This window comes from Brevundimonas huaxiensis (assembly GCF_014218725.1).
Classification (GTDB): Bacteria; Pseudomonadota; Alphaproteobacteria; order Caulobacterales; family Caulobacteraceae; genus Brevundimonas; species Brevundimonas huaxiensis.
This window is the reverse complement of record NZ_JABBJE010000005.1, coordinates 44,663-64,086: the sequence shown is the minus strand read 5'-3', so window position 1 is coordinate 64,086 and position 19,424 is coordinate 44,663. Positions and strand designations below refer to the sequence as shown.

Sequence of the window (19,424 nt, the reverse complement as noted above, 5' to 3'; positions counted from 1 at the left end):
CTTTACGTTCGTGACCGTTCAAGCTGCGACTTCAACGCGGCGGGGGCGGATGACGAGAGCTTTCGACGAAATGAATGGCGGCGGATCGGGTGCGATCCGCGACAGCTACAAGACGCTGGCGGCGTGGCTGGAAAACGCGCCGGCCGATTTGCTGCAAGCGCGCTCGCGCCAGGCGGAGCTGTTCTTCCGCCGCATGGGCGTGACCTTCGCCGTCTACGGCGACGAGGAATCCAATGAACGGCTGATCCCTTTCGATGTCGTGCCGCGCATCATCGGCGCGGACGAATGGGGTGGTCTGGAAAAGGGGCTGAAGCAGCGGGTCACCGCCATCAACGCCTTCCTGAAAGACATCTATGGACCGCAGGACTGCATCAAGGCGGGCATCGTCCCGGCCGATCTGATCCTGACCAATCCGCATTATCGGCCGGAGATGCAGGGGCGTCGTCCACCGGGCGACGTCTGGTGCCATATCTCGGGCGTTGATCTGGTGCGCACGGGCGAGGACGGCTTCTATGTTCTCGAAGACAACTGCCGCACGCCGTCGGGCGTCTCCTATATGCTGGAGAACCGCGAGATGATGATGCGGCTGTTCCCCGACCTGTTCGCGGAACACGCCGTGCGTCCCGTCGAGATCTACACCGACATGCTGCTGCGCTCGCTGCAGGCTTCGGCGCCGGCGGGTGCAGGGGCGGATCCGACGATCGTCGTGCTGACGCCCGGCCCCTTCAACTCGGCCTACTACGAGCATAGCTTCCTGGCCGATAAGCTGGGCGTCGAGCTGGTTCAGGGCACGGACCTGTTCGTCAATGACGACACGGTCTTCATGCGCACGACAGAAGGGCCCAAGCGCGTCGACGTCATCTATCGCCGCATCGATGACGACTTCCTCGATCCCCTGACCTTCATGCCAAACTCCACAATCGGGGTGCCGGGGCTGATGTCGGCCTATTTCGCCGGGCGCGTGACCCTGGCTAATGCGGTCGGCACGGGCGTGGCCGACGACAAGGCCGTCTATACCTACATGCCCGAGATCATCCGCTTCTTCACGGGCGAGGACGCCATCCTGCAGAACGTGCCGACCTGGCGCTGTCGCGAGCCGGACGCCCTGAAGGAAGTGCTGGATAAGCTGCCGGAACTGGTGGTCAAGGAAGTCGGCGGATCGGGCGGCTACGGCATGCTGGTCGGGCCGACCTCGACCAAGGCCGAGATCGAGGATTTCCGCGCCAAGCTGATCGCCGATCCCGACGACTTCATCGCCCAGCCGACGCTGAGCCTGTCGACGGCCCCCACGCTGAACGGCGGCGCCCTGTCGCCCCGCCACGTCGATCTCAGGCCGTTCGTCCTGTCCAGCCCGGCCGGCGTGCGCGTCGCGCCCGGCGGCCTGACGCGAGTGGCGCTGAAGGAAGGGTCGCTGGTGGTGAACTCCAGCCAGGGCGGCGGAACCAAGGACACCTGGGTGCTGGACAACTGATGCTTTCACGCACCGCAGACAGCCTCTACTGGACCGGCCGCTACATGGAGCGGGCGGACTTCCTGGCCCGAATTCTGGAGGCGGCGATCCGTCTGGCTGCCCTGCCGGCGAAAGATCAGGCCGCCGTCACCGCCTGGGCCGGGGCCATCGCCTCGTCGGGGGTCAAGGCCGGCTTCGATGCGACCGGGCGGACCGTGTCGGAAAAGTCCGTGCGGGAATATCTGGCCTTCGGCTTCGACAATCCGACCTCGATCAAGGCCTGCATCACCAAGGCGCGGACCAATGCGCGTTCGGTGCGCACCGCCCTGACCATCGAACTGTGGGAGGCGATCAACGGCGCCTGGAACGGTCTGAACGAGCTGGGCGAACCGACCAAGCGCGACGACTTCACCAACTTCCTCGACTTCGTGAAATCGACATCCCTGGCTGTGGAGGGCGCCTCGTCGCGGACCATGCTGCGCAATGACGCCTACTGGTTCCTGCGACTGGGCATGGCGATCGAGCGGGCCGACAACACCGCGCGTCTGCTGGACGTTAAATATCACCTGCTTCTGCCGCCCGGCGAACGGGTCGGGGGGCAGTTGGACTATTTCCAGTGGACGACCCTGCTGCGCGAGGTTTCGGCCCTGACCGCCTATCGCTGGGTCTACCGTGAAAGCGTGCGGCCCTGGCTGGTGGCGGACCTGTTGGTGCTGAACCGCCAGATGCCGCGTTCGCTGGCCTCGTGTCAGGGCATGATCGTCAGTTATCTGGAGAAGCTTGCCACCGATTACGGCCGGCGCGGCCCGGCGCAACGGCTGGCCTCCAATCGCCTCAGCCAGTTCAACGAGGCCAAGATCGAAGACATTTTCCAGTCCGGCCTGCACGAATACATCCAGAGCTTCCTGAACGAGAACAACGCCCTGGCCGCGGCCGTCCACGAACAGTATCTGGTCTGACCATGCGGATCCGGATCGATCACTCCACCCGCTACGCCTACGCCAGGCCCGCGCGGTTCATCGTCCAGATGCTGCGCCTGACGCCCAAGTCGTGCGAAAGCCAGCAGGTCCGCGACTGGCGCATCGAGACCGACGTGGACGCCCGGCTGCGGCGCAGTGAGGACGCCTTCGGCAACATCGTTCACAGCCTCTACACCGAGCGGCCGACCGACGCCCTGACCATCCGCGTCACCGGCGAGGTCTCAACCGTCGAGACGGGCGGCGTCGTGAAGGGCCAGGCCGAGCGGCTGTCTCCCTTGGTCTATCTGCGCGAAACCCCGATGACGAAGGCCGACGCCGGCATCGTCGACTTCGCCCGCTCGATCCCCGATGGCCCGACGCTCCATCGGATGCACCGCTTGATGAGCGCGCTGAAGGATACGGTGGCGTTCGAGGTCGGCTCGACCTCGGCCTCCCACACCGCCGCCGACGCCTTCGCCCAGAAGCGCGGCGTCTGTCAGGACCATTCGCAGATCTTCATCTCGGCCGCGCGCCTGCTGGGCGTGCCGGCCCGCTATGTCTCGGGTCATCTCAGCCGTCAGGACGGACGCCACGATCAGGACGCCGCCCATGCCTGGGCCGAGGCCTGGGTCGAAGATCTGGGCTGGGTCGGGTTCGATCCCGCCAACGGCATCTGTCCGACCGAACACTATGTCCGGGTCGCGGTCGGCCTGGACGCGCGCGGCGCCACCCCGATCCGGGGCACCAGCTATGGCGGCGGCCAGGAGCAACTGACCGTCGCCCTGAATGTGCGGCCGGTGCAACAGAGCCAGCAACAACTGCAATCCAGTGGATGGCCCCGATAGGCATGACGCGCGAATCTGTTAGCGTTCAGGGATTCGCAACGCGGGGAGCGAATAGAGCGAAGTGACCTATTGCGTAGGCATGCTGGTGGACGACGGGTTGGCGATGATCGCCGACACGCGCACCAATGCGGGCGTGGACAACATCTCGTCCTATCGCAAACTCCACATCTACCAGTCGCCGGGCGAGCGGATCCTGGCGGTCGCGACGGCGGGCAATCTGTCGGTCACCCAGACGGCGCTGGCCATGGTCGCAGCCGGGGTCAAACTGCCGGACTCCACCGAGCTTGAAACCCTCCAGACCGCCCCGACCCTTTTCCGCGCCGCCCAGCTTCTGGGTCATGCGATGGCCAGCGTGCGCGCCAGCATCAATACGCCGCCGACGCCGACCGCCGATGGGCTGAACGTCACCGCCTCCATGCTGCTGGGCGGTCAGATCGCCGGCGGCAAGATGGGGCTGTATCTGATCTACGGCCAGGGCAACTTTATCGAGTGCGGGCCCGATACGCCCTATCTGCAGATCGGCGAGCTGAAATACGGCAAGCCCATTCTGGATCGCGCCCTGCACAGCTCCACCTCCCTGTCCGAGGCGGTGAAGCTTGGGCTGATCTCGTTCGATTCGACCATCCGCTCGAACATCGCCGTCGGCCCGCCGCTGGACCTGATCGTCATGCCGCGCGACCAGCTGACGGGCACGGCGCGGCGCATCGAGGCGGACGATCCCTATTTCCGCGATCTGGGTCGGCGCTGGTCCGAAGCCTTGGCCGCCGCCCACCGCGCCATGCCCGATCCGACCTGGTTGGATATCGACACGTCGGCGCCTCAGAGGAGCATCAGCGCCGTCGGCTAATTAAGATTGCGATTTGTTCGCAATTGTCTTGTGCCTTCCTGTGGAGCTGGTTATTGCGAGCGCATCGCAAAATCAGACCAAAAGGTCGCAAGAGTATGTCCGAATCCCGCGCCGCCGCGCTCCGCTCGCTTCTGTTCGCCTCCAGCGCCGCCGGCATGCTGGTCGCCGCCCCCGCCATAGCCGCTGATGTGATCGCCGAGGACGGCGTGGTCGTCACGGCCGACCAGTCCCAGCCCGCCAATCTGGGCACGATCGACGTCAACGGTCAGTTCAAGAAGCCGGCGCCCGTCAATCCCGAGTTCGTCGCGCCCCTGGTGGATATCCCGCGCGCCGTGACGGTCATCCCCCAGGCCATCATCGAACAGACCTCGGCCTCGTCCTTGCAGGACCTGCTGTCCAACTCCCCCGGCATCACCTTCGGAGCAGGCGAGGGCGGTCAGCCCCTGGCCGATCGTCCCTTCATCCGGGGCCAGTCGTCGGGCAACAACATCTTCGTGGACGGCATTCGCGACACGGGCGGCCAGCAGCGCGAGGTCTTCAACCTGGAACAGGTCGAGGTCATCAAGGGGCCGGACGCCGTTTATTCGGGACGCGGTTCGGGCGGCGGCAGCATCAACCTGGCCTCCAAATCGCCCAAGCTGAACGCCTTCACCAATGTCAGCGCGGGCGCGGGCACCGACGGCTATTTGCGCGGCACGGTCGATGCGAACCTGCCGCTGGGCGAGACCGCCGCCCTGCGCATCAATCTGATGGGCGCCCAGGGCGACGTGCGCGGCCGCGACGCCGTCGATTACGACAGATGGGGTGCGGCCATCAGCCTGGGCGCCGGTCTAAGCACGCCGTCCTCGATGGTCTTCAGCTACTATCACCTGACCAGCGATCAGATGCCGGATTACGGCATTCCGTTGTTCACCAAGATTCAGTCACGCACGACCGACAGCGGCGTTCTGGATGTGCCCTATGACAGCTTCTATGGGCTGAAGGCGCGCGACTACCTGACCAATGAGGTGGACGCCTTCACCTTCAAGGCCGAGCATCGCCTCAACGACTTCGCCACGATCCGCAACGTCAGCCGCTATTCGCAGACGCTGAATGACTACATCGTCACCAATCCCGGCGACGGCGGCTATGTCGGACGCGCGGCGGACGGGACATACTGGATGAAGCGGGGCACCAAGACCCGCTGGAACCCGGTCACCACCCTGGCCAATGTGACGGATGTCTTCGGCCAGTTCGCCACCGGTTCGATCAAACACAGCTATGACGTCGGCGTGGAACTGTCGCGCGAGCACAACAAGAACGCCTCCTATTCGACCTACACCACTTCGGGCTCGGCCTGTCCGACGGGTCTGACGACCGTCAGCGGGTCGTATCCGACCGCGGCCGGGGCGTTGGGCGCTGGAGACTGCACGCCGGTCTACAACCCCAACCCCGACGACGCCTGGACCGGTGTAATCAATCGCGGCCCGACCAGCTCGAACACGACGGAAGCCATCGGCGTCTACGCCAACGACAGCATCACCCTGACCAAGCGACTGATCCTGAACCTGGGCGTTCGCTGGGACCAGTATTCGGTCAAGGGCGTGAATGCCGTTTTGGGTTCGCCTTCGTCCACGGCTGGCGTCTGGAATGTCACGGGCTATACGGCCGTTCCGGAACAGAAATGGGAGTTCACCAACTATCAGGTCGGTCTGGTGTTCAAGCCGACGCAGAACAGCAGCGTCTATGCCTCCTGGTCCACCTCTTCGACGCCGCCGACCATCTCGGCGGGCGATCAGAACGCCTCGGGCGGCACGGGCACCGTCGATGGCGTCGCCAACACCGTTCTGGATCCGGAAGACACCGAAAGCTTCGAGATCGGCGCCAAGGCCAATGTCTTGAACGACCGTCTCGCCCTGTCGGCGGCCGCGTTCCATCTCACACGCAAGAACGCCCTGATCCTGGTTCAGCCCAACATCTTCCGTCAGGAGGGCGAGGTCGAGGTCAACGGCTTCGAGCTGGGCGTGTCAGGCAGCATCACGCCGAAGTGGACCGTGTTCGGCGGCTATACCTACATGGACTCCGAACTGGTGAAGGGCGCCTGCACGGTCGATGCCACGGTGACGCCGCCTGTGTGCAGGCCCAGCGCCTTTGAAGGTGACCGGCTGGCCAATACGCCCAAGCACAGCGCCAGCCTGTTCACCACCTATCGCGTCCTGCCCCGGCTGACGGTCGGCGGCGGCGTCTACTACATGTCCAAATCTCTGGGCGGGAACCAGGGCGGCGCGGGCGGCGGGAACAACCGCATCTATGCGCCCGAGTGGACCCGCGTGGACGCTTTCGCCGCCTATGATCTGACGGATCGCGCGACGCTTCAGCTGAACGTCAAGAATGCGACGGACGAGGAGTTCATCATGCGCACCAACGGCATTCACCACGCCGACGTGGCCGCAGGTCGCCAGGCCATTCTGGCCCTGAACCTGCGCTTCTAAAGGCCGCTTCCCCGGCCTAGTCTGACGGCCCCGCGATCCCCCCGCGGGGCCGTTTCGTCTTTCAGCGAGAACGCCCGTGCTGCTGCAGATTCCGGAAGTCTTCTCCAAGGCCGAGGTCAAGGCTTTGCGCGCGCGGCTGGACGCCGGCCCGTGGGCGGACGGCAACGCCACCTCGGGCCATCAATCGGCGACGGCGAAGAAGAACCTGCAACTGCCCGAAGAGTCGGACGTGGCGAAGGAGGTCTCGGCCCTGGTCGTCCAGGCGCTGAACGCCAATCCGATGTTTGTGGCGGCGGCCCTGCCGCACACGATCTTCCCGCCCCTGTTCAACCGCTACGAAGGCGGAGACCAGTTCGGCATGCACGTCGACAACGCCATCCGCCAGTCCCGCAACGGCGGGGCGATCCGCATTCGCAGCGACCTCTCGGCGACCCTGTTTCTGTCCGAGCCCGAGGACTACGACGGCGGCGAACTGATCATCGAGGAGATGTACGGGTCGCAGGCGATCAAGCTGCCAGCGGGCGATCTGGTCCTCTATCCATCCAAGAGCCTGCACCGGGTCACGCCGGTGACACGCGGGGCGCGGGTGTCGTCCTTCATGTGGATGCAGAGCCTGGTGCGCGACGACGCCGATCGCGAAACCCTGTTCCGCCTGGACATCGCCACTCAGCGCGTGGCGTCCGAAAAGGGGCCCAAGGATCAGTCGGTGATCGAACTGACCGGCGTCTATCACAATCTGCTGCGGCGCTGGACCGAGGTCTGACGCCCAAGGCGCCGCAACGCCGCTAAATGCTATTGCAACCCGTTCGCAACAATGGCACAGCGGGCCCGTGACCGAACTCGCCACACAGCGTCAAGCCGAAATCGCAGCCAAGGGCCCCAAAACCAAGGCGGCGCTGAATGGCGCGCGGTCGTTCTGGCTGAAACAGCTGCATAGCTGGCACTGGATTTCGGCGGCGGTCAGCCTGGTCGGCATGATCCTGTTCGCGGTCACCGGCATCACCCTCAACCATGCGGCCTCGATCCCCGGCGATCCGGTGACGGTTGAACAGACTGCAACCTTGCCGGCGCCCCTGTTGCAGCGGCTGGCGGGCTTCCCGCAGGAGACGACCGATCCTGTCCCCGACGCGGTCGCACGCTGGGCGTCCGAGGCTCTAAAGGTCGAGATCGCCGACAAGCCGACCGAGACGACGGCGGAAGAGGTCTATGTCGCCCTGGCCATGCCTGGCGGCGACGGCTGGGTCACCATCGACCGTTCGACCGGCGAGACCCTGCACGAGAAGACGACGCGCGGCTGGATCGCCTACCTCAACGACCTGCACAAGGGTCGCAACGCCGGCGTGGTCTGGTTCTGGTTCATCGACGTCTTCGCGGCGGCCTGCGTCATCTTCGCCGTCACGGGTCTGGGTCTGATGCTCCTGCACGCCAAGGGTCGGCCCTCGACCTGGCCGCTGGCGGCCTTGGGCCTTCTGATCCCCGTCGTCATCGCCCTGATCTTCATTCACTGACGAGTTTTCCGATGCGCCTTCTTCCCGTCGTCATCACCACCGCCGGCCTCGCCGCCGCTGCGCCCGCCATGGCCGCCGACCTGACGGTGTCGGTCGAGATTCCGCGCCTGAACACCGCCTCCTATCACCGCCCCTATGTCGCGGTGTGGATCGAAAAGCCGGATCAGTCGGCCGAACGCACCCTGGCCGTCTGGTATCAGCAGACCCGCAACAACGAGGGCGACGGCAAGGACTGGCTGAAGGATCTGCGCACCTGGTGGCGCAAGGGCGGTCGGGCCATGAGCCTGCCGGCCGACGGCGTATCCGGCGCCACGCGCGCGCCGGGCCGCCAGACCGTCACCGTACCCGCCGCCCGCCTGCGCAACCTTCAGCCCGGCCAGTACAACATCGTCGTCGAGGCGGCCCGCGAACTGGGCGGGCGCGAGGTCGTGCGCGTGCCCTTCCGCTGGGGCGCGGCCAATACAAGCGCCGGAACCGGCTCCACCGAACTGGGCGCCGTGCGCGTCGCCGTCTCTCGCTGAGGATCATGACCGTGAAGAGAACGATCGGCCTGCTCACGCTGGCTGCAGCACTGGCCGCCCCCATGGCCGCCCAGGCCCACCGCGCCTGGTTGGCGCCCACCGCCACGACCCTGTCGGGCACGGACGCCTGGGTCGGATTCGACGCCGGCATGTCGAACCAGGTGTTCAACCCCGACCACGCCGCTATGCGCCTGACCGGCCTGACCATCACCGCGCCGGACGGCTCGGCGGTCCAGCCCGAGAACGCCATGCAGGGCCGCTATCGCTCGACCTTCGACGCCCATCTGACCCAGAACGGCACCTACAAGATCGCCAACGTCATGAACGGGGTCATGGCCAGCTACACCCTGAACGGCGAACAGAAGCGCTGGCGCGGCGCGGCCTCGGACTATCCGGCGGGCCTGCCCGAGGGCGCGACCAATGTTCAGGCGACCCGCACCGCCAGCCGCATTGAGACCTTCGTCACCCTGAACAACCCCACCGACACCGTCTTCAAGACGACCGGCGAGGGGCTAGAGCTGGTTCCCGTCACCCACCCGAACGACCTGGTCGTGGGCGAACCCGCCACCTTCAAACTGCTGAACAACGGCCAGCCGGCCGCTGACATCGCCGTCACCGTGGCGCGCGGCGGTCTGCGTTACCGCGACAACCCCGAAGAATCGACGCTCAAAACGAACGCCGAGGGCGCCTTCACCATCACCTGGCCGGAAGCGGGCATGTACTGGCTGAACGCCTCGGTCCGCACCGAAGGCCAAGGCGAAACGCTGGGTTCCAACGCCAGCTATGTGGCGGCGATGGAAGTCCTGCCCTAAGCGAAGGGCCATGTCCGACATTCCCCCCTCGCGCGGTTCACGCGCCGCCCCGCCCACGGTCAACATCGGCGACGCCGCCCCTCTGGGCGACCGCGCCGACAACCGCGTCCTCGTGCCGACGATCGAAGGCGCGCCGCCCCGTCCGCCCAGCGACCTGATCCGCGCGCTGGGCGGCCAGACCATGGGCACGACCTGGAGCGCGCGCGTCATCGCCCCGCCCGGCGTGGGCGAGGTCGAGATCCGGTCCGCGATCGAAGAGGAACTGGCGACCGTCGTCGGTCTGTTCAGCCCGTGGGAGCCGTCCAGCGAGATCAGCCGCTTCAACACCGCGCCCGCCGGCGTCTGGGCGGTGTCCCAGCCGTTCTGGGATCTGCTGGATTCGGCGATGACCCTGGGCGACGAAACCAACGGCGCGGTCGATCCGACCCTGGGCGCCCTGGTCGATATGTGGGGCTTCGGCCCGCCAGGACCGCGTTCGGCCTTGCTGCCCGTCCCGTCCGAAGACGAGATTGCGGCGGCTGCGGCCGTGTCGGGTTGGCAGAAGCTGCGGCTGAACGGCGATGCGCGGGCGGTCATGCAGATGGGCGGGATGAAGCTGGACTTCTCCGGCATCGCCAAGGGTCATGCGGTGGATCGCGTGTCCGACCGCCTGATGGCCATGGGCGCGACCTCGCACCTGATCGAGATCGGCGGCGAGTTGAAAGGACGCGGCGTCAAGCCGGACGCCCAGCCCTGGTGGGTCGAGATCGAGCGGGTCGAGGGTTCGCCTGCGCCCCACACCGTGGCGGCGTTGTTCGATCTGGCCGTAGCGACCAGCGGCGACTATCGCCGCGCATTCCACCATGAGGGGCGCCTTTATCCCCACACCATCGACGGATCGACCGGTCGTCCGGTCAGCAACAATCTGAGTTCGGTCACCGTCCTGCACCCCTCCGCCATGATGGCCGACGCCTACGCCACGGCCCTGACCGTCATGGGGCCGTTCGACGGACCGGACTATGCCGAGGCCGTCGGCCTGATGGCCCATTTCGTCGAGCGTACCGAGCGCGGGCCGGTCGAGCGGATGTCGCCGGCCTTCGCCGCCCTGATGGACGACGACGGAGATCGTCCGGGGTGACAGCCGATCCGCAGCGCTGGCTGTGGGCGGTCGGGGCCTTGGCGCTTTGGCTGACCCTGATCGCCGTCATCTTCTGGCGTGAACGCAGGGCCAAGGCGGCGGCCCGTGCGCGGTCTGATGCTCTGGCGGGCGCAGGCGAGGGCCGGCCGCTGCTAATCGCCTTCGCCAGCCAGACGGGCTTCGCCGAGGAACTGGCGTGGATGACGGCGCGGTCTCTGGGCGATGGCGGCGTGGGCGCGCGAGTGCTGTCCTTCGCCGATCTGGATGTGCAGACGCTCAAGTCGACGGACCGTGCATTGCTGATCGTCTCGACGACGGGCGAGGGCGATCCGCCCGACAGCGCGGCCCGGTTCGTGCGCAAGGTCATGGGCGAGACGACCGACCTGTCGGAACTCCGTTTCGGTCTTCTGGCGCTGGGCGACCGCAGCTATGATCAGTTCTGCGGCTTCGGTCACGCTGTGGACGGCTGGCTGCGACGCGCCGGCGCCAAGCCCCTGTTCGATATGGTCGAGGTCGACAACGGCGAGGCCGGCGCCCTTCGCCACTGGCAGCACCAGTTGAACCAGATCACGGGCAGCGTGACGGCCCCCGACTGGACCCCGCCCGCCTACGACCCGTGGCGGCTGGTCGAACGCACCCTGGTCAATCCGGGCAGTCCCGGCGGCGAGGCCTGGCATCTGGCGTTCGAGGCCGTGGGCGCGGCGCCCGACTGGTCGGCCGGCGACATCGCCGAGGTCGGCCTGCCTGAGCGTGACGGCGTCACGCCGGGTTCACGTGAATATTCCATCGCCTCCCTGCCGTCGGATGGCCGGGTCGAGTTTCTGATCCGCCTGATGCGCCATCCCGACGGCGCCCCGGGCCTGGCGTCGGGCTGGCTGACGCAGGATCTGGCGCGGGGCGATCAGGTCGGAATGCGCCTGCGCACCAACCGCAGCTTCCACGGCCCGGCGGACGAGACGCCGATGATCCTGATCGGCAACGGCACGGGCATCGCCGGCCTGCGCGCGCATTTGAAGGCGCGCACCGACGCGGGCGGGGCCTGGCTGCTGTTCGGAGAACGCACGCAGGCGCATGACGCCTTCTTCGATGCGGAGTTGCAGGCCTGGCTGGCGTCGGGCGTGCTGCGGCGGCTGGATCGGAGCTTCTCGCGCGATACGGGCGACGGCCGATATGTGCAGGATCTTGTCGCGGCGGCGGTTGATGACTTGCGCGACTGGGTCGCGCGCGGCGCGGCGATCTACGTCTGCGGCAGTCTGGAAGGCATGTCGCAAGGCGTGCATGCCGCGCTGGAAAGCGCGCTGGGCGCGGACGTGGTGCTGACCCTTCTGGAAGACGGGCGCTATCGGCGGGACGTTTACTGAACACCGTGCTTGCCGATGTCGGTTACCGGCCTAGACGCCCCAACAGTTCCGCCGCGAAGGTCGACAGGGTGTCGTCGCGCGCGCCCATGACGACGATCCGGTCGCCCGGCTTGGCGATCTCGACGATCCGGTCGCCGCAGGCGGCGCGCGTCGCCAGCGCATCAGCCTGACGGCCGGCGGCGCGGACGCCGGAGGCGATGTCTTCCGATCCCACGCTGCGGTCGGTGGTGCCGCCATAATAGACCGGCTCGGGCATCAGTAGCACGTCGTCCTCGCGCATCAGGCCGGCGAAACCGTCGATGAACTCCGACTTCATCAGCTTCAGCGGGCCGAACCCATGCGGCTGGAACAGGATCAGCAGCCGCCCGTCGAAGGCGTGCAGGGTCTTTAGCGTGGCGGCGATCTTGTCCGGATTATGGGCGAAGTCGTCGATGACGGTGATGTCGCCGGCCGTCCCTACCACCTCCATCCGGCGACGGATGCCGGCGAAGGTCTCCAGCGCCTTCACCGCCTCGGCCGTGGGCACGCCCAGCGCCCGGGTCGCACCCAGCGCGGCCAGGGCGTTGGCGACATTGTGGGCGCCGGGCACGTTCAGGACCACGTCGTGCTCGCTCCAGCCCTCGATCAGCCGGAACCGCATGCCTGTCGGCAGAGGCTGAAGATCATGGGCGGACAGGTCGGCCTTCTCTTCGCCCAGGCCGAAGGTGATCGCCTTGCCGAATGGCAGGGTCTGGGCCAGGGCCGCCGTCTCGGGATTGTCCAGGTTCAGCACGGCCGTCGTCGCCCGCGCGGTGAAGCCCCCGAACAGGTCGCGCAACTCTTCCATCGACTTGTGGTCCAGCGAGATGTTGGACACCACCGCCACCGTCGGGTCGTAGCGGGCGATGGAGCCGTCGCTTTCGTCCACCTCGGACACGAACAGGTCCGGCCCGCCGATCAGGGCGCTGGCGAACGGATGGTCGGCGTCGGCGAAGTTCTTCATCACCGCCCCGTTCATCACGGTCGGCTCGCGGCCCGTCTGGTTCAGGATCCAGGCGATCATGCCTGTGATGGTGGACTTGCCGCTGGTGCCCGCGACCCCGACCGAGGTCGGGGCGGTGTTGAACAGTTCACTGAGCAGTTCGGGCCGGGTCTTGATCGTCGCGCCCGCGCGCCTGGCCGCGCCGATGTCGGGCACCGTCTCCTCGATGGCGCCGGTGGCGATGACGGTCTGATCGGCGCGGGTCACGCCCGATCCGTCCTGGGGGTGCAGGGTCACGCCGTGGGCGCGCAGCCAGTCGAACTTCTCGGGCGTGCGGCCCTGGTCCAGCGCCCGGTCCGATCCTTCGATCACAGCGCCGCGCGCCTGGACGATCATGGCCAGGGGCAGCATGCCCGACCCGCCGATGCCGCAGAAGAAATAGGAGGCGTCTTGGTTCATGCCCCCTTAGAACAGGGGATCGGGCCGGTCCGCCAGTAGGGGATCGCAAAAACGACGAAGAAGACGGACGTGACCCCAAAGAGCGATAAAATGGGCAGCTTCAAGATCGGCGTCGTCTGCGCCAGTTCGCGCTTCTCCAAAGAGCGCGCCGAGGCGGTCGAGGCCTGGATGGCGCAGAACCATCCCGACCGCAATGTCGCCGTCGTTTTTCACCCCGCCTGTTTTTTGAAACACGGTCATTTCGCCGGCGATGACCGGGCGCGCGCCGACGCCTTCGTTGAGTTCGCCAACGACCCCCGCATCGACGCCATCTGGTTCGCGCGCGGCGGCTACGGCTCGTGCCGCATCGCTGATGCGGTGATCCCGCGCCTGGACGCCGTCGCCCGCAAGAAGCGCTACATGGGCTATTCCGACGCCGGCAGCCTGTTGGCCGGGATGTACAAGGCCAGGTTCCAGCATCTGGCGCATGGACCGATGGCCTCGGATTCGGTGCGCGACGACGCGACCGCGCGCGGCGCCCTGTCCTGGCTGACCACGGGACGCACCGACTGGATCGAGCCGTCGCTGGCGACCGATCCGCGCCCGGCCGTCGCCTTCAACCTGACCATCCTGAACGAACTGACCGGCACGCCGCTGGAGCCCGATCTGTCCGACCACGTCCTGATGCTGGAGGAGGTGTCCGAGGCCGCCTACCGGATCGACAGAATGATGTTTCACTTGACCAGCCAGGCCAGCATCCGTCGCGTGGCCGGGATTCGCCTGGGACGGGTCTCGGACGTCACGCCAAACGATCCCGATTTCGGTCAGACTCCGGAGGAAATCGTTCGATACTGGTGCCTGCGTTCGGGCATACCCTTTCTGGGAAGCGCCGATATCGGGCATGACGCCGCCAATAAGGTCGTCCCCTTCGGTCGCCCTTAAGGCAAACGACGCGCGACGAAAAGGACACAGTCTCGCCTCTATTCGCTATAGCCAGCTCGCCTACCTCTCGACAGAACGCCGGTCCTGACTTCAGATGCCGGTCCGCGAGGCGTTAGGACTTCGTTAGCCAAGGCGTTGGGGGACGCTGTGGTTGGCGCCTTCTGCGATGCGGCGGTTCGTTCGGATATCGGGGGATGCCCGGACGAGCCGCCTGATCGTCTTCCTGATCATCGACGTGAAGAGCCGCAGGGCTTAAGGATCGCGGGTGCGTTTCGACGAGAGATTCATCGATGAACTGAAGGCCCGCCTTCGGCCGTCCGACGTGATCGGGCGGACGGTGAAGCTGAAACGTCAGGGCCGCGAATACGTCGGTCTGTCGCCGTTCTCGAAGGAGAAGTCGCCGTCCTTTTTTGTCAACGACGACAAGGGCTTCTTCCACGACTTTTCGTCCGGCAAGCATGGCGACATCATTTCCTTCCTGCAGGAGACCGAGCGGCTGAGTTTCGTCGAGGCGGTGCAGCGCCTGGCCGGCGAGGCGGGGATGCAGCTCCCGGCCGAAGACCCCAAGGAGGCCGAGCGCGAGCAGAAGCGGGCGGGTCTGTCCGACTGGATGGACCTGGCCCAGAAATGGTTCGCCGCAAACCTGCGCCGCACGCCGGGCAAGGCGGCGCGGGAGTATCTGGACAAGCGCGGCCTGCCCGAGGATCAGTGGGAGCGGTTCGGCCTGGGCTACGCGCCCAACGATCGCGAGGGGCTGAAGCAGGCCTTGGTCCAGCGCGGCGCCAAGCCAGCCGAACTGGTCGAGGCCGGGTTGCTGATCTCGCCCGAAAGCGGCGGCCAGCCCTATGATCGATTCCGCGACCGGCTGATGTTCCCGATCCTGGATGCGCGCGGCCGGATCGTCAGCTTCGGCGGCCGGGCCATGAACCCCGACGACCGGGCGAAATATCTGAACGGCCCGGAAAGCCCGCTCTTCCACAAGGGCGCGACCCTCTACGGCCTGCCCGAGGCGCGGCGGATCCTGGGCGCGGAATCCAAGAACGACCAGGCCATCATCGTGGTCGAAGGCTATATGGACGTCATCGCCTGCCAGCGCGCGGGCCTGCCGGCCGTGGCGCCGATGGGCACGGCCCTGACCGAGGAGCAGATGGAACGGCTGTGGCGTGTGTCGCACGAGCCGATCCTGTGCTTCGACGGCGATGCGGCCGGACTGCGCGCCGCCTATCGCGCCATCGAACGGTCGCTGCCGCTGCTGAAGCCAGGGCGCTCGTTCCGGTTCGCCCTGCTGGGCGCCGGTCAGGATCCCGACGACATTCTGCGCGACAGGGGCGCGCCCGCGCTGCGTCAGGCCCTGGCCGAAACCCATGGGTTCGCCGAGGTGCTGTTCCGCCGCGAACAGGATCTGGAGCCGCTGGACACGCCGGAGCGCAAGGCCGGCTTCAAAGCGCGGCTGAGAAACACCGCCTCGGCCATCCAGGACAAGGATCTGGCCGAGCAATACCGCCGCGACCTGTTCGACCGTTTCGACGCCCTGTTCCCGCGCAGCCCCCAACGCGCGCCCTGGACGCCGGGGCAGGGCAGGCGCGGTTTCGGCCCGCCGCACAAACTGGGTCAGACGGCGGAGGGCGCCCAGGCGATGCAGTCGCTGTTTCGCGCCATCGAGCCCGTGCCGGCCGCCCTGGCCCACGGCGCCATCGACGACCCCGAACGGATGGACGACCATCTGGAGGAGATCGCCGCCCACGGATTCGGCGACAAGGGGCTGGATGGACTGGCGCAGGAGCTGGTTCGCCTGCGTCTGTCGGGACATAGCCTTGACTCCGCCGCCCTGCGACGCCATCTGGCGCAATCGGGTCATGATGCCTTAGTGCGCGAGGTCGAGAAGGCGGCGGCAAAGTCCGGCGCGCCATTCCTGGCCGCAAATGCGCCCCTCGCCGAGGCAAGGGTCCGATGGTCGCAGGCGTTCGACGCTTCAACCCGCGTAGCGGCGTTGGAGGACGCCTTGGCCCATGCACGTGATGTGCCTGGGCAGGATGAGGCGTTCCGCCGGCTGAAGGCCGAGCGGGATGCGCTTCGCCGTGCGATCAAAGCCGGGACGATTTGGGAAGACAGCGCGGGCACGTAACCTTACGGCACGCCAAGCATTGTATTTTTCGCCGAGGCGGACTGATCACCCTCTCGGCTGGAGACAGACTGACTATGAACGCACAGACCGAGACGCAGGACACCGAGGTTTCGACCGATGGGCCCCTGCTCGATCTGACGGACGCCGGCGTCAAGAAGTTCATCAAGCAAGCTAAGGCGCGCGGCTATGTGACGATGGAGGAGCTGAACAAGGTCCTGCCATCCGAAGAAGTCACGCCCGACGCCATTGAAGACACCCTGGCGATGCTGTCCGAAATGGGCGTCAACGTCGTGGAGGCCGAGGAGGACGCGCAGGAGCAGCAGTCCACCGACGTCGCCGCCGCCGCCGGCACCGCCGTGGCCGAAACGCCCGCCAAGTCGGCCTATGACCGCACCGACGACCCCGTGCGCATGTATCTGCGCGAGATGGGTTCGGTCGAACTGCTGAGCCGCGAGGGCGAAATCGCCATCGCCAAGCGGATCGAGGCCGGCCGCGACGCCATGATCTCGGGTCTGTGCGAAAGCGCCCTGACCTTCGAGGCCATCATGGTGTGGCGCGACGAGCTGGAAAACAACCGCATCCTGCTGCGCGAGGTCATCGACCTGGACGCCACCTATGGCGTGCTGAACCCTTCGTCCCTGCCGGGCGCCGCCCAGCCTGAAGGCGAAGAGGAAGACGAGGCCGAGGACAAGCCGGCCGCCGAAGACAAGCCTGAATCTGACGACGAAGACGACGACGACTTCGACGACGGCGGCGGCATGTCGATCTCGGCGCTGGAAGCCGAGCTGCGCGACGGGGTGATGGAGGTTCTGAACGCCATCGCCGCCGATTTCGGCGCCTTCCGCCAGCTGCAGGACAAGCTGGTACAGACCCGTCTGAAGGGCGAGGTGCTGAGCGCCAAGGATGAAAAGGCCTATCAGGCGCTGACGACGTCCATCTCGGATCGTCTGAAGACCATGAAGCTGAACAACAACCGTATCGAGGCGCTGGTCGAGCAGCTCTATGCGATCAACAAGCGCCTGATCGGTCTGGAAGGCCGTCTTCTGCGCCTGGCCGACAGCTACGGCATTTCGCGGCCCGAGTTCCTCAAGGCCTACTTCGGCTCCGAGCTCGACCCCACCTGGACCGACCGGATCAAGGATCAGGGCGTGCGCTGGACCAAGTTCAGCGAGAACGAAGCCAGCCAGATCGCGACCATCCGTTCCGACGTCGCCGCCGTGGCGCTGGAAGCCGGTCTGCCGATCGACGACTATCGCCGCATCGTCCAGACGGTGCAGAAGGGCGAACGCGAAGCGCGTCAGGCCAAGAAGGAAATGGTCGAGGCCAACCTGCGCCTCGTGATCTCCATCGCCAAGAAATACACCAACCGCGGCCTGCAGTTCCTAGATCTGATCCAGGAGGGCAACATCGGCCTGATGAAGGCGGTCGATAAGTTCGAGTATCGTCGCGGCTACAAGTTCTCGACCTACGCCACATGGTGGATCCGTCAGGCGATCACCCGCTCGATCGCCGACCAGGCGCGCACCATCCGCATTCCGGTGCACATGATCGAGACGATCAACAAGATCGTTCGCACCAGCCGCCAGATGCTGCACGAGATCGGCCGCGAGCCGACCCCGGAAGAGCTGGCGGAAAAGCTGGCCATGCCGCTGGAGAAGGTGCGCAAGGTCCTGAAGATCGCCAAGGAGCCGATCTCGCTGGAAACCCCGATCGGGGACGAGGAAGACAGCCACCTGGGTGACTTCATCGAGGACAAGAACGCCGTCCTGCCGATCGACGCGGCCATCCAGTCGAACCTGCGCGAGACCACGACCCGCGTGCTGGCGTCGCTGACGCCGCGCGAGGAGCGGGTCCTGCGGATGCGGTTCGGCATCGGCATGAACACGGACCACACGCTGGAAGAAGTCGGCCAGCAGTTCTCGGTGACCCGCGAACGCATCCGTCAGATCGAGGCCAAGGCGCTGCGCAAGCTGAAGCACCCGTCGCGGTCGCGCAAACTGCGATCCTTCCTGGACAGCTGATACGATCAAGGGCGGCCCTGACGGGCCGCCCTTTTTCTTGGCAGGCGACATGGCCCGAAAACACGTCAATCTCGGTACGGCGCCGGCCAAGTCCGACCTGCCGCAAAAGCGCTGCGCCGCCTGCGGCCTGTCTTTCGCTTGGCGAAAAAAGTGGGCGCGGGACTGGGATCAGGTGCGGTTCTGCTCGGATCGTTGCCGGGCAAATGGCGCGTCCGAAGAGCGCCGATAGACGGCTCTCCGCCTCGTGACCACGGCGGCGGCGGGAATCAGCTAAGCGTCGCGACCATGCACTCCGTGTCGCGCGTCTCTCACATTCTCATCGGCCTTGGCGTCCTGCTGATCCTCAGCGGCTGCGTGCGGCGTCCCCCTGAGCCGCTGCGGCCGACATCGCCCTATCCGTCACGCACCGAGGCGCCGCTGGTCGGGGGGCTGGTGGATCGGATGATCGACGGCGGGACCCAGGCGCTGGTCGTGCGCGAAGGCGGCGATCTGGGCCGGTGCCTGGCCGAGTTGAACGCCGCGCGCGTGCGGTTCAGCCCCGTCCCGGATCGCCAGAACACCGCGACCTGCGGGCTGAGCAAGGGCGGGGTGCTGGGCGCCGACCTGGGGACGGTGGCGCGCATGGCGCCGGGCGATGTGGAGATGACCTGCCAGACCGCGCTGGCGCTGAGCATCTGGCGTCGTCAGTCGCTCGAGCCGGCGGCGCGAGAAATCCTGGGCTCGGACGTCGTGCAGATCGATCACATGGGGGCCTACGCCTGTCGCAACGTGAACAACGGTGTGGGCTCGAACCGCATCAGCGCCCATTCCCAGGCGGCGGCGCTGGACTTCGCCGGGGTGCGGCTGAGGGACGGGCGGCGCATCACCGTGACCAAGGACTGGAGCGGCGACACGCCCGAAGCGCGCTTTCTGAAGCGTATCCGCGACGACGCCTGCCGCATCTTCGGCACGACGCTCAGCCCCGACTACAACGCCGTCCACTACGACCACCTGCACCTCGAGGCGACCGACACGCGCTTCTGTCGCTGAGGCAACGCTTTGGCGCG

General features: G+C 66.5%; 17 protein-coding genes. 16 read left to right on the top strand and 1 reads right to left on the bottom strand.

Features of this window, described 5'->3' with window-relative positions:
• The first annotated feature begins 49 nt into the window (after positions 1-49).
• The 11 genes from HF680_RS11055 (at position 50) to HF680_RS11005 (ending at position 11,891) form a co-directional block, all read left to right on the top strand.
• Positions 50-1,471: a circularly permuted type 2 ATP-grasp protein gene (locus HF680_RS11055; RefSeq protein ID WP_017504409.1), complete on the top strand. Its 1,422-nt coding sequence runs from the start codon at positions 50-52 to the stop codon at positions 1,469-1,471.
• Complete coding sequence (locus tag HF680_RS11050) at positions 1,471-2,409, top strand: alpha-E domain-containing protein (protein WP_091748762.1); 939 nt, start codon at positions 1,471-1,473, stop codon at positions 2,407-2,409. Before HF680_RS11055 ends, HF680_RS11050 begins: the two co-directional genes overlap by 1 nt.
• A gap of 2 nt (positions 2,410-2,411) precedes the next feature.
• Positions 2,412-3,254 carry a transglutaminase family protein gene (locus HF680_RS11045; protein WP_185225091.1) on the top strand — a complete coding sequence of 281 codons (843 nt, stop codon included), beginning with the start codon at positions 2,412-2,414 and terminating at the stop codon, positions 3,252-3,254.
• A 61-nt stretch (positions 3,255-3,315) separates the two neighbouring features.
• Entirely contained in the window at positions 3,316-4,101 is a 786-nt protein-coding gene (locus HF680_RS11040) for a peptidase (protein WP_045811886.1), read from the top strand.
• A gap of 95 nt (positions 4,102-4,196) precedes the next feature.
• A complete protein-coding gene (locus HF680_RS11035) occupies positions 4,197-6,572 on the top strand; it encodes a TonB-dependent receptor (RefSeq protein ID WP_185225090.1) in 2,376 nt (791 codons plus the stop codon).
• A gap of 76 nt (positions 6,573-6,648) precedes the next feature.
• Positions 6,649-7,335: a Fe2+-dependent dioxygenase gene (locus HF680_RS11030; RefSeq protein ID WP_185225089.1), complete on the top strand. Its 687-nt coding sequence runs from the start codon at positions 6,649-6,651 to the stop codon at positions 7,333-7,335.
• A 67-nt stretch (positions 7,336-7,402) separates the two neighbouring features.
• Positions 7,403-8,080, top strand: coding sequence for a PepSY-associated TM helix domain-containing protein (locus HF680_RS11025; RefSeq protein WP_394353533.1), 678 nt, complete (start codon positions 7,403-7,405; stop codon positions 8,078-8,080).
• An 11-nt stretch (positions 8,081-8,091) separates the two neighbouring features.
• Positions 8,092-8,601: a DUF2271 domain-containing protein gene (locus HF680_RS11020; RefSeq protein ID WP_185225088.1), complete on the top strand. Its 510-nt coding sequence runs from the start codon at positions 8,092-8,094 to the stop codon at positions 8,599-8,601.
• Between the two features lie 11 nt (positions 8,602-8,612).
• Positions 8,613-9,413 carry a DUF4198 domain-containing protein gene (locus HF680_RS11015; protein ID WP_394353532.1) on the top strand — a complete coding sequence of 267 codons (801 nt, stop codon included), beginning with the start codon at positions 8,613-8,615 and terminating at the stop codon, positions 9,411-9,413.
• Positions 9,414-9,423: 10 nt separating this feature from the next.
• Positions 9,424-10,530 (top strand): FAD:protein FMN transferase, encoded by a 1,107-nt coding sequence (locus HF680_RS11010; protein ID WP_082064530.1) that lies wholly within the window; start codon positions 9,424-9,426, stop codon positions 10,528-10,530.
• Positions 10,527-11,891: a sulfite reductase subunit alpha gene (locus tag HF680_RS11005; RefSeq protein ID WP_185225086.1), complete on the top strand. Its 1,365-nt coding sequence runs from the start codon at positions 10,527-10,529 to the stop codon at positions 11,889-11,891. Before HF680_RS11010 ends, HF680_RS11005 begins: the two co-directional genes overlap by 4 nt.
• Positions 11,892-11,913: 22 nt before the next feature.
• Here the strand turns inward: HF680_RS11005 and HF680_RS11000 are convergent, their stop codons facing one another.
• Positions 11,914-13,311: a UDP-N-acetylmuramate--L-alanine ligase gene (locus HF680_RS11000; protein WP_185225085.1), complete on the bottom strand. Its 1,398-nt coding sequence runs from the start codon at positions 13,309-13,311 to the stop codon at positions 11,914-11,916.
• Between the two features lie 90 nt (positions 13,312-13,401).
• Between HF680_RS11000 and HF680_RS10995 the strand changes: the two genes are divergently transcribed.
• From HF680_RS10995 to HF680_RS10975, 5 genes are all read left to right on the top strand, one after another.
• Positions 13,402-14,232 carry an LD-carboxypeptidase gene (locus HF680_RS10995; protein ID WP_185225084.1) on the top strand — a complete coding sequence of 277 codons (831 nt, stop codon included), beginning with the start codon at positions 13,402-13,404 and terminating at the stop codon, positions 14,230-14,232.
• A 265-nt stretch (positions 14,233-14,497) separates the two neighbouring features.
• Entirely contained in the window at positions 14,498-16,357 is a 1,860-nt protein-coding gene (gene dnaG / locus HF680_RS10990) for a DNA primase (RefSeq protein ID WP_185225083.1), read from the top strand.
• A gap of 74 nt (positions 16,358-16,431) precedes the next feature.
• Positions 16,432-18,378, top strand: a complete 1,947-nt coding sequence (rpoD, locus tag HF680_RS10985; RefSeq protein WP_045811892.1) for an RNA polymerase sigma factor RpoD — start codon at positions 16,432-16,434, stop codon at positions 18,376-18,378.
• A 49-nt stretch (positions 18,379-18,427) separates the two neighbouring features.
• Positions 18,428-18,607, top strand: coding sequence for a DUF2256 domain-containing protein (locus tag HF680_RS10980; protein ID WP_082064531.1), 180 nt, complete (start codon positions 18,428-18,430; stop codon positions 18,605-18,607).
• 56 nt (positions 18,608-18,663) lie between these two features.
• Entirely contained in the window at positions 18,664-19,407 is a 744-nt protein-coding gene (locus HF680_RS10975; RefSeq protein WP_045811893.1) for an extensin-like domain-containing protein, read from the top strand.
• Positions 19,408-19,424 lie beyond the last annotated feature (17 nt).

Bases quoted from the DNA above. Each gene is read 5' to 3' on its own strand.
- HF680_RS11055 (WP_017504409.1), top strand. From the start codon at position 50: ATGACGAGAGCTTTCGACGAAATGAATGGCGGCGGATCGGGTGCGATC.
- HF680_RS11050 (WP_091748762.1), top strand. From the start codon at position 1,471: ATGCTTTCACGCACCGCAGACAGCCTCTACTGGACCGGCCGCTACATG.
- HF680_RS11045 (WP_185225091.1), top strand. From the start codon at position 2,412: ATGCGGATCCGGATCGATCACTCCACCCGCTACGCCTACGCCAGGCCC.
- HF680_RS11035 (WP_185225090.1), top strand. From the start codon at position 4,197: ATGTCCGAATCCCGCGCCGCCGCGCTCCGCTCGCTTCTGTTCGCCTCC.
- HF680_RS11020 (WP_185225088.1), top strand. From the start codon at position 8,092: ATGCGCCTTCTTCCCGTCGTCATCACCACCGCCGGCCTCGCCGCCGCT.
- HF680_RS11010 (WP_082064530.1), top strand. From the start codon at position 9,424: ATGTCCGACATTCCCCCCTCGCGCGGTTCACGCGCCGCCCCGCCCACG.
- HF680_RS11000 (WP_185225085.1), bottom strand. From the start codon at position 13,311: ATGAACCAAGACGCCTCCTATTTCTTCTGCGGCATCGGCGGGTCGGGC.
- HF680_RS10995 (WP_185225084.1), top strand. From the start codon at position 13,402: ATGGGCAGCTTCAAGATCGGCGTCGTCTGCGCCAGTTCGCGCTTCTCC.
- rpoD (WP_045811892.1), top strand. From the start codon at position 16,432: ATGAACGCACAGACCGAGACGCAGGACACCGAGGTTTCGACCGATGGG.
- HF680_RS10980 (WP_082064531.1), top strand. From the start codon at position 18,428: ATGGCCCGAAAACACGTCAATCTCGGTACGGCGCCGGCCAAGTCCGAC.
- HF680_RS10975 (WP_045811893.1), top strand. From the start codon at position 18,664: ATGCACTCCGTGTCGCGCGTCTCTCACATTCTCATCGGCCTTGGCGTC.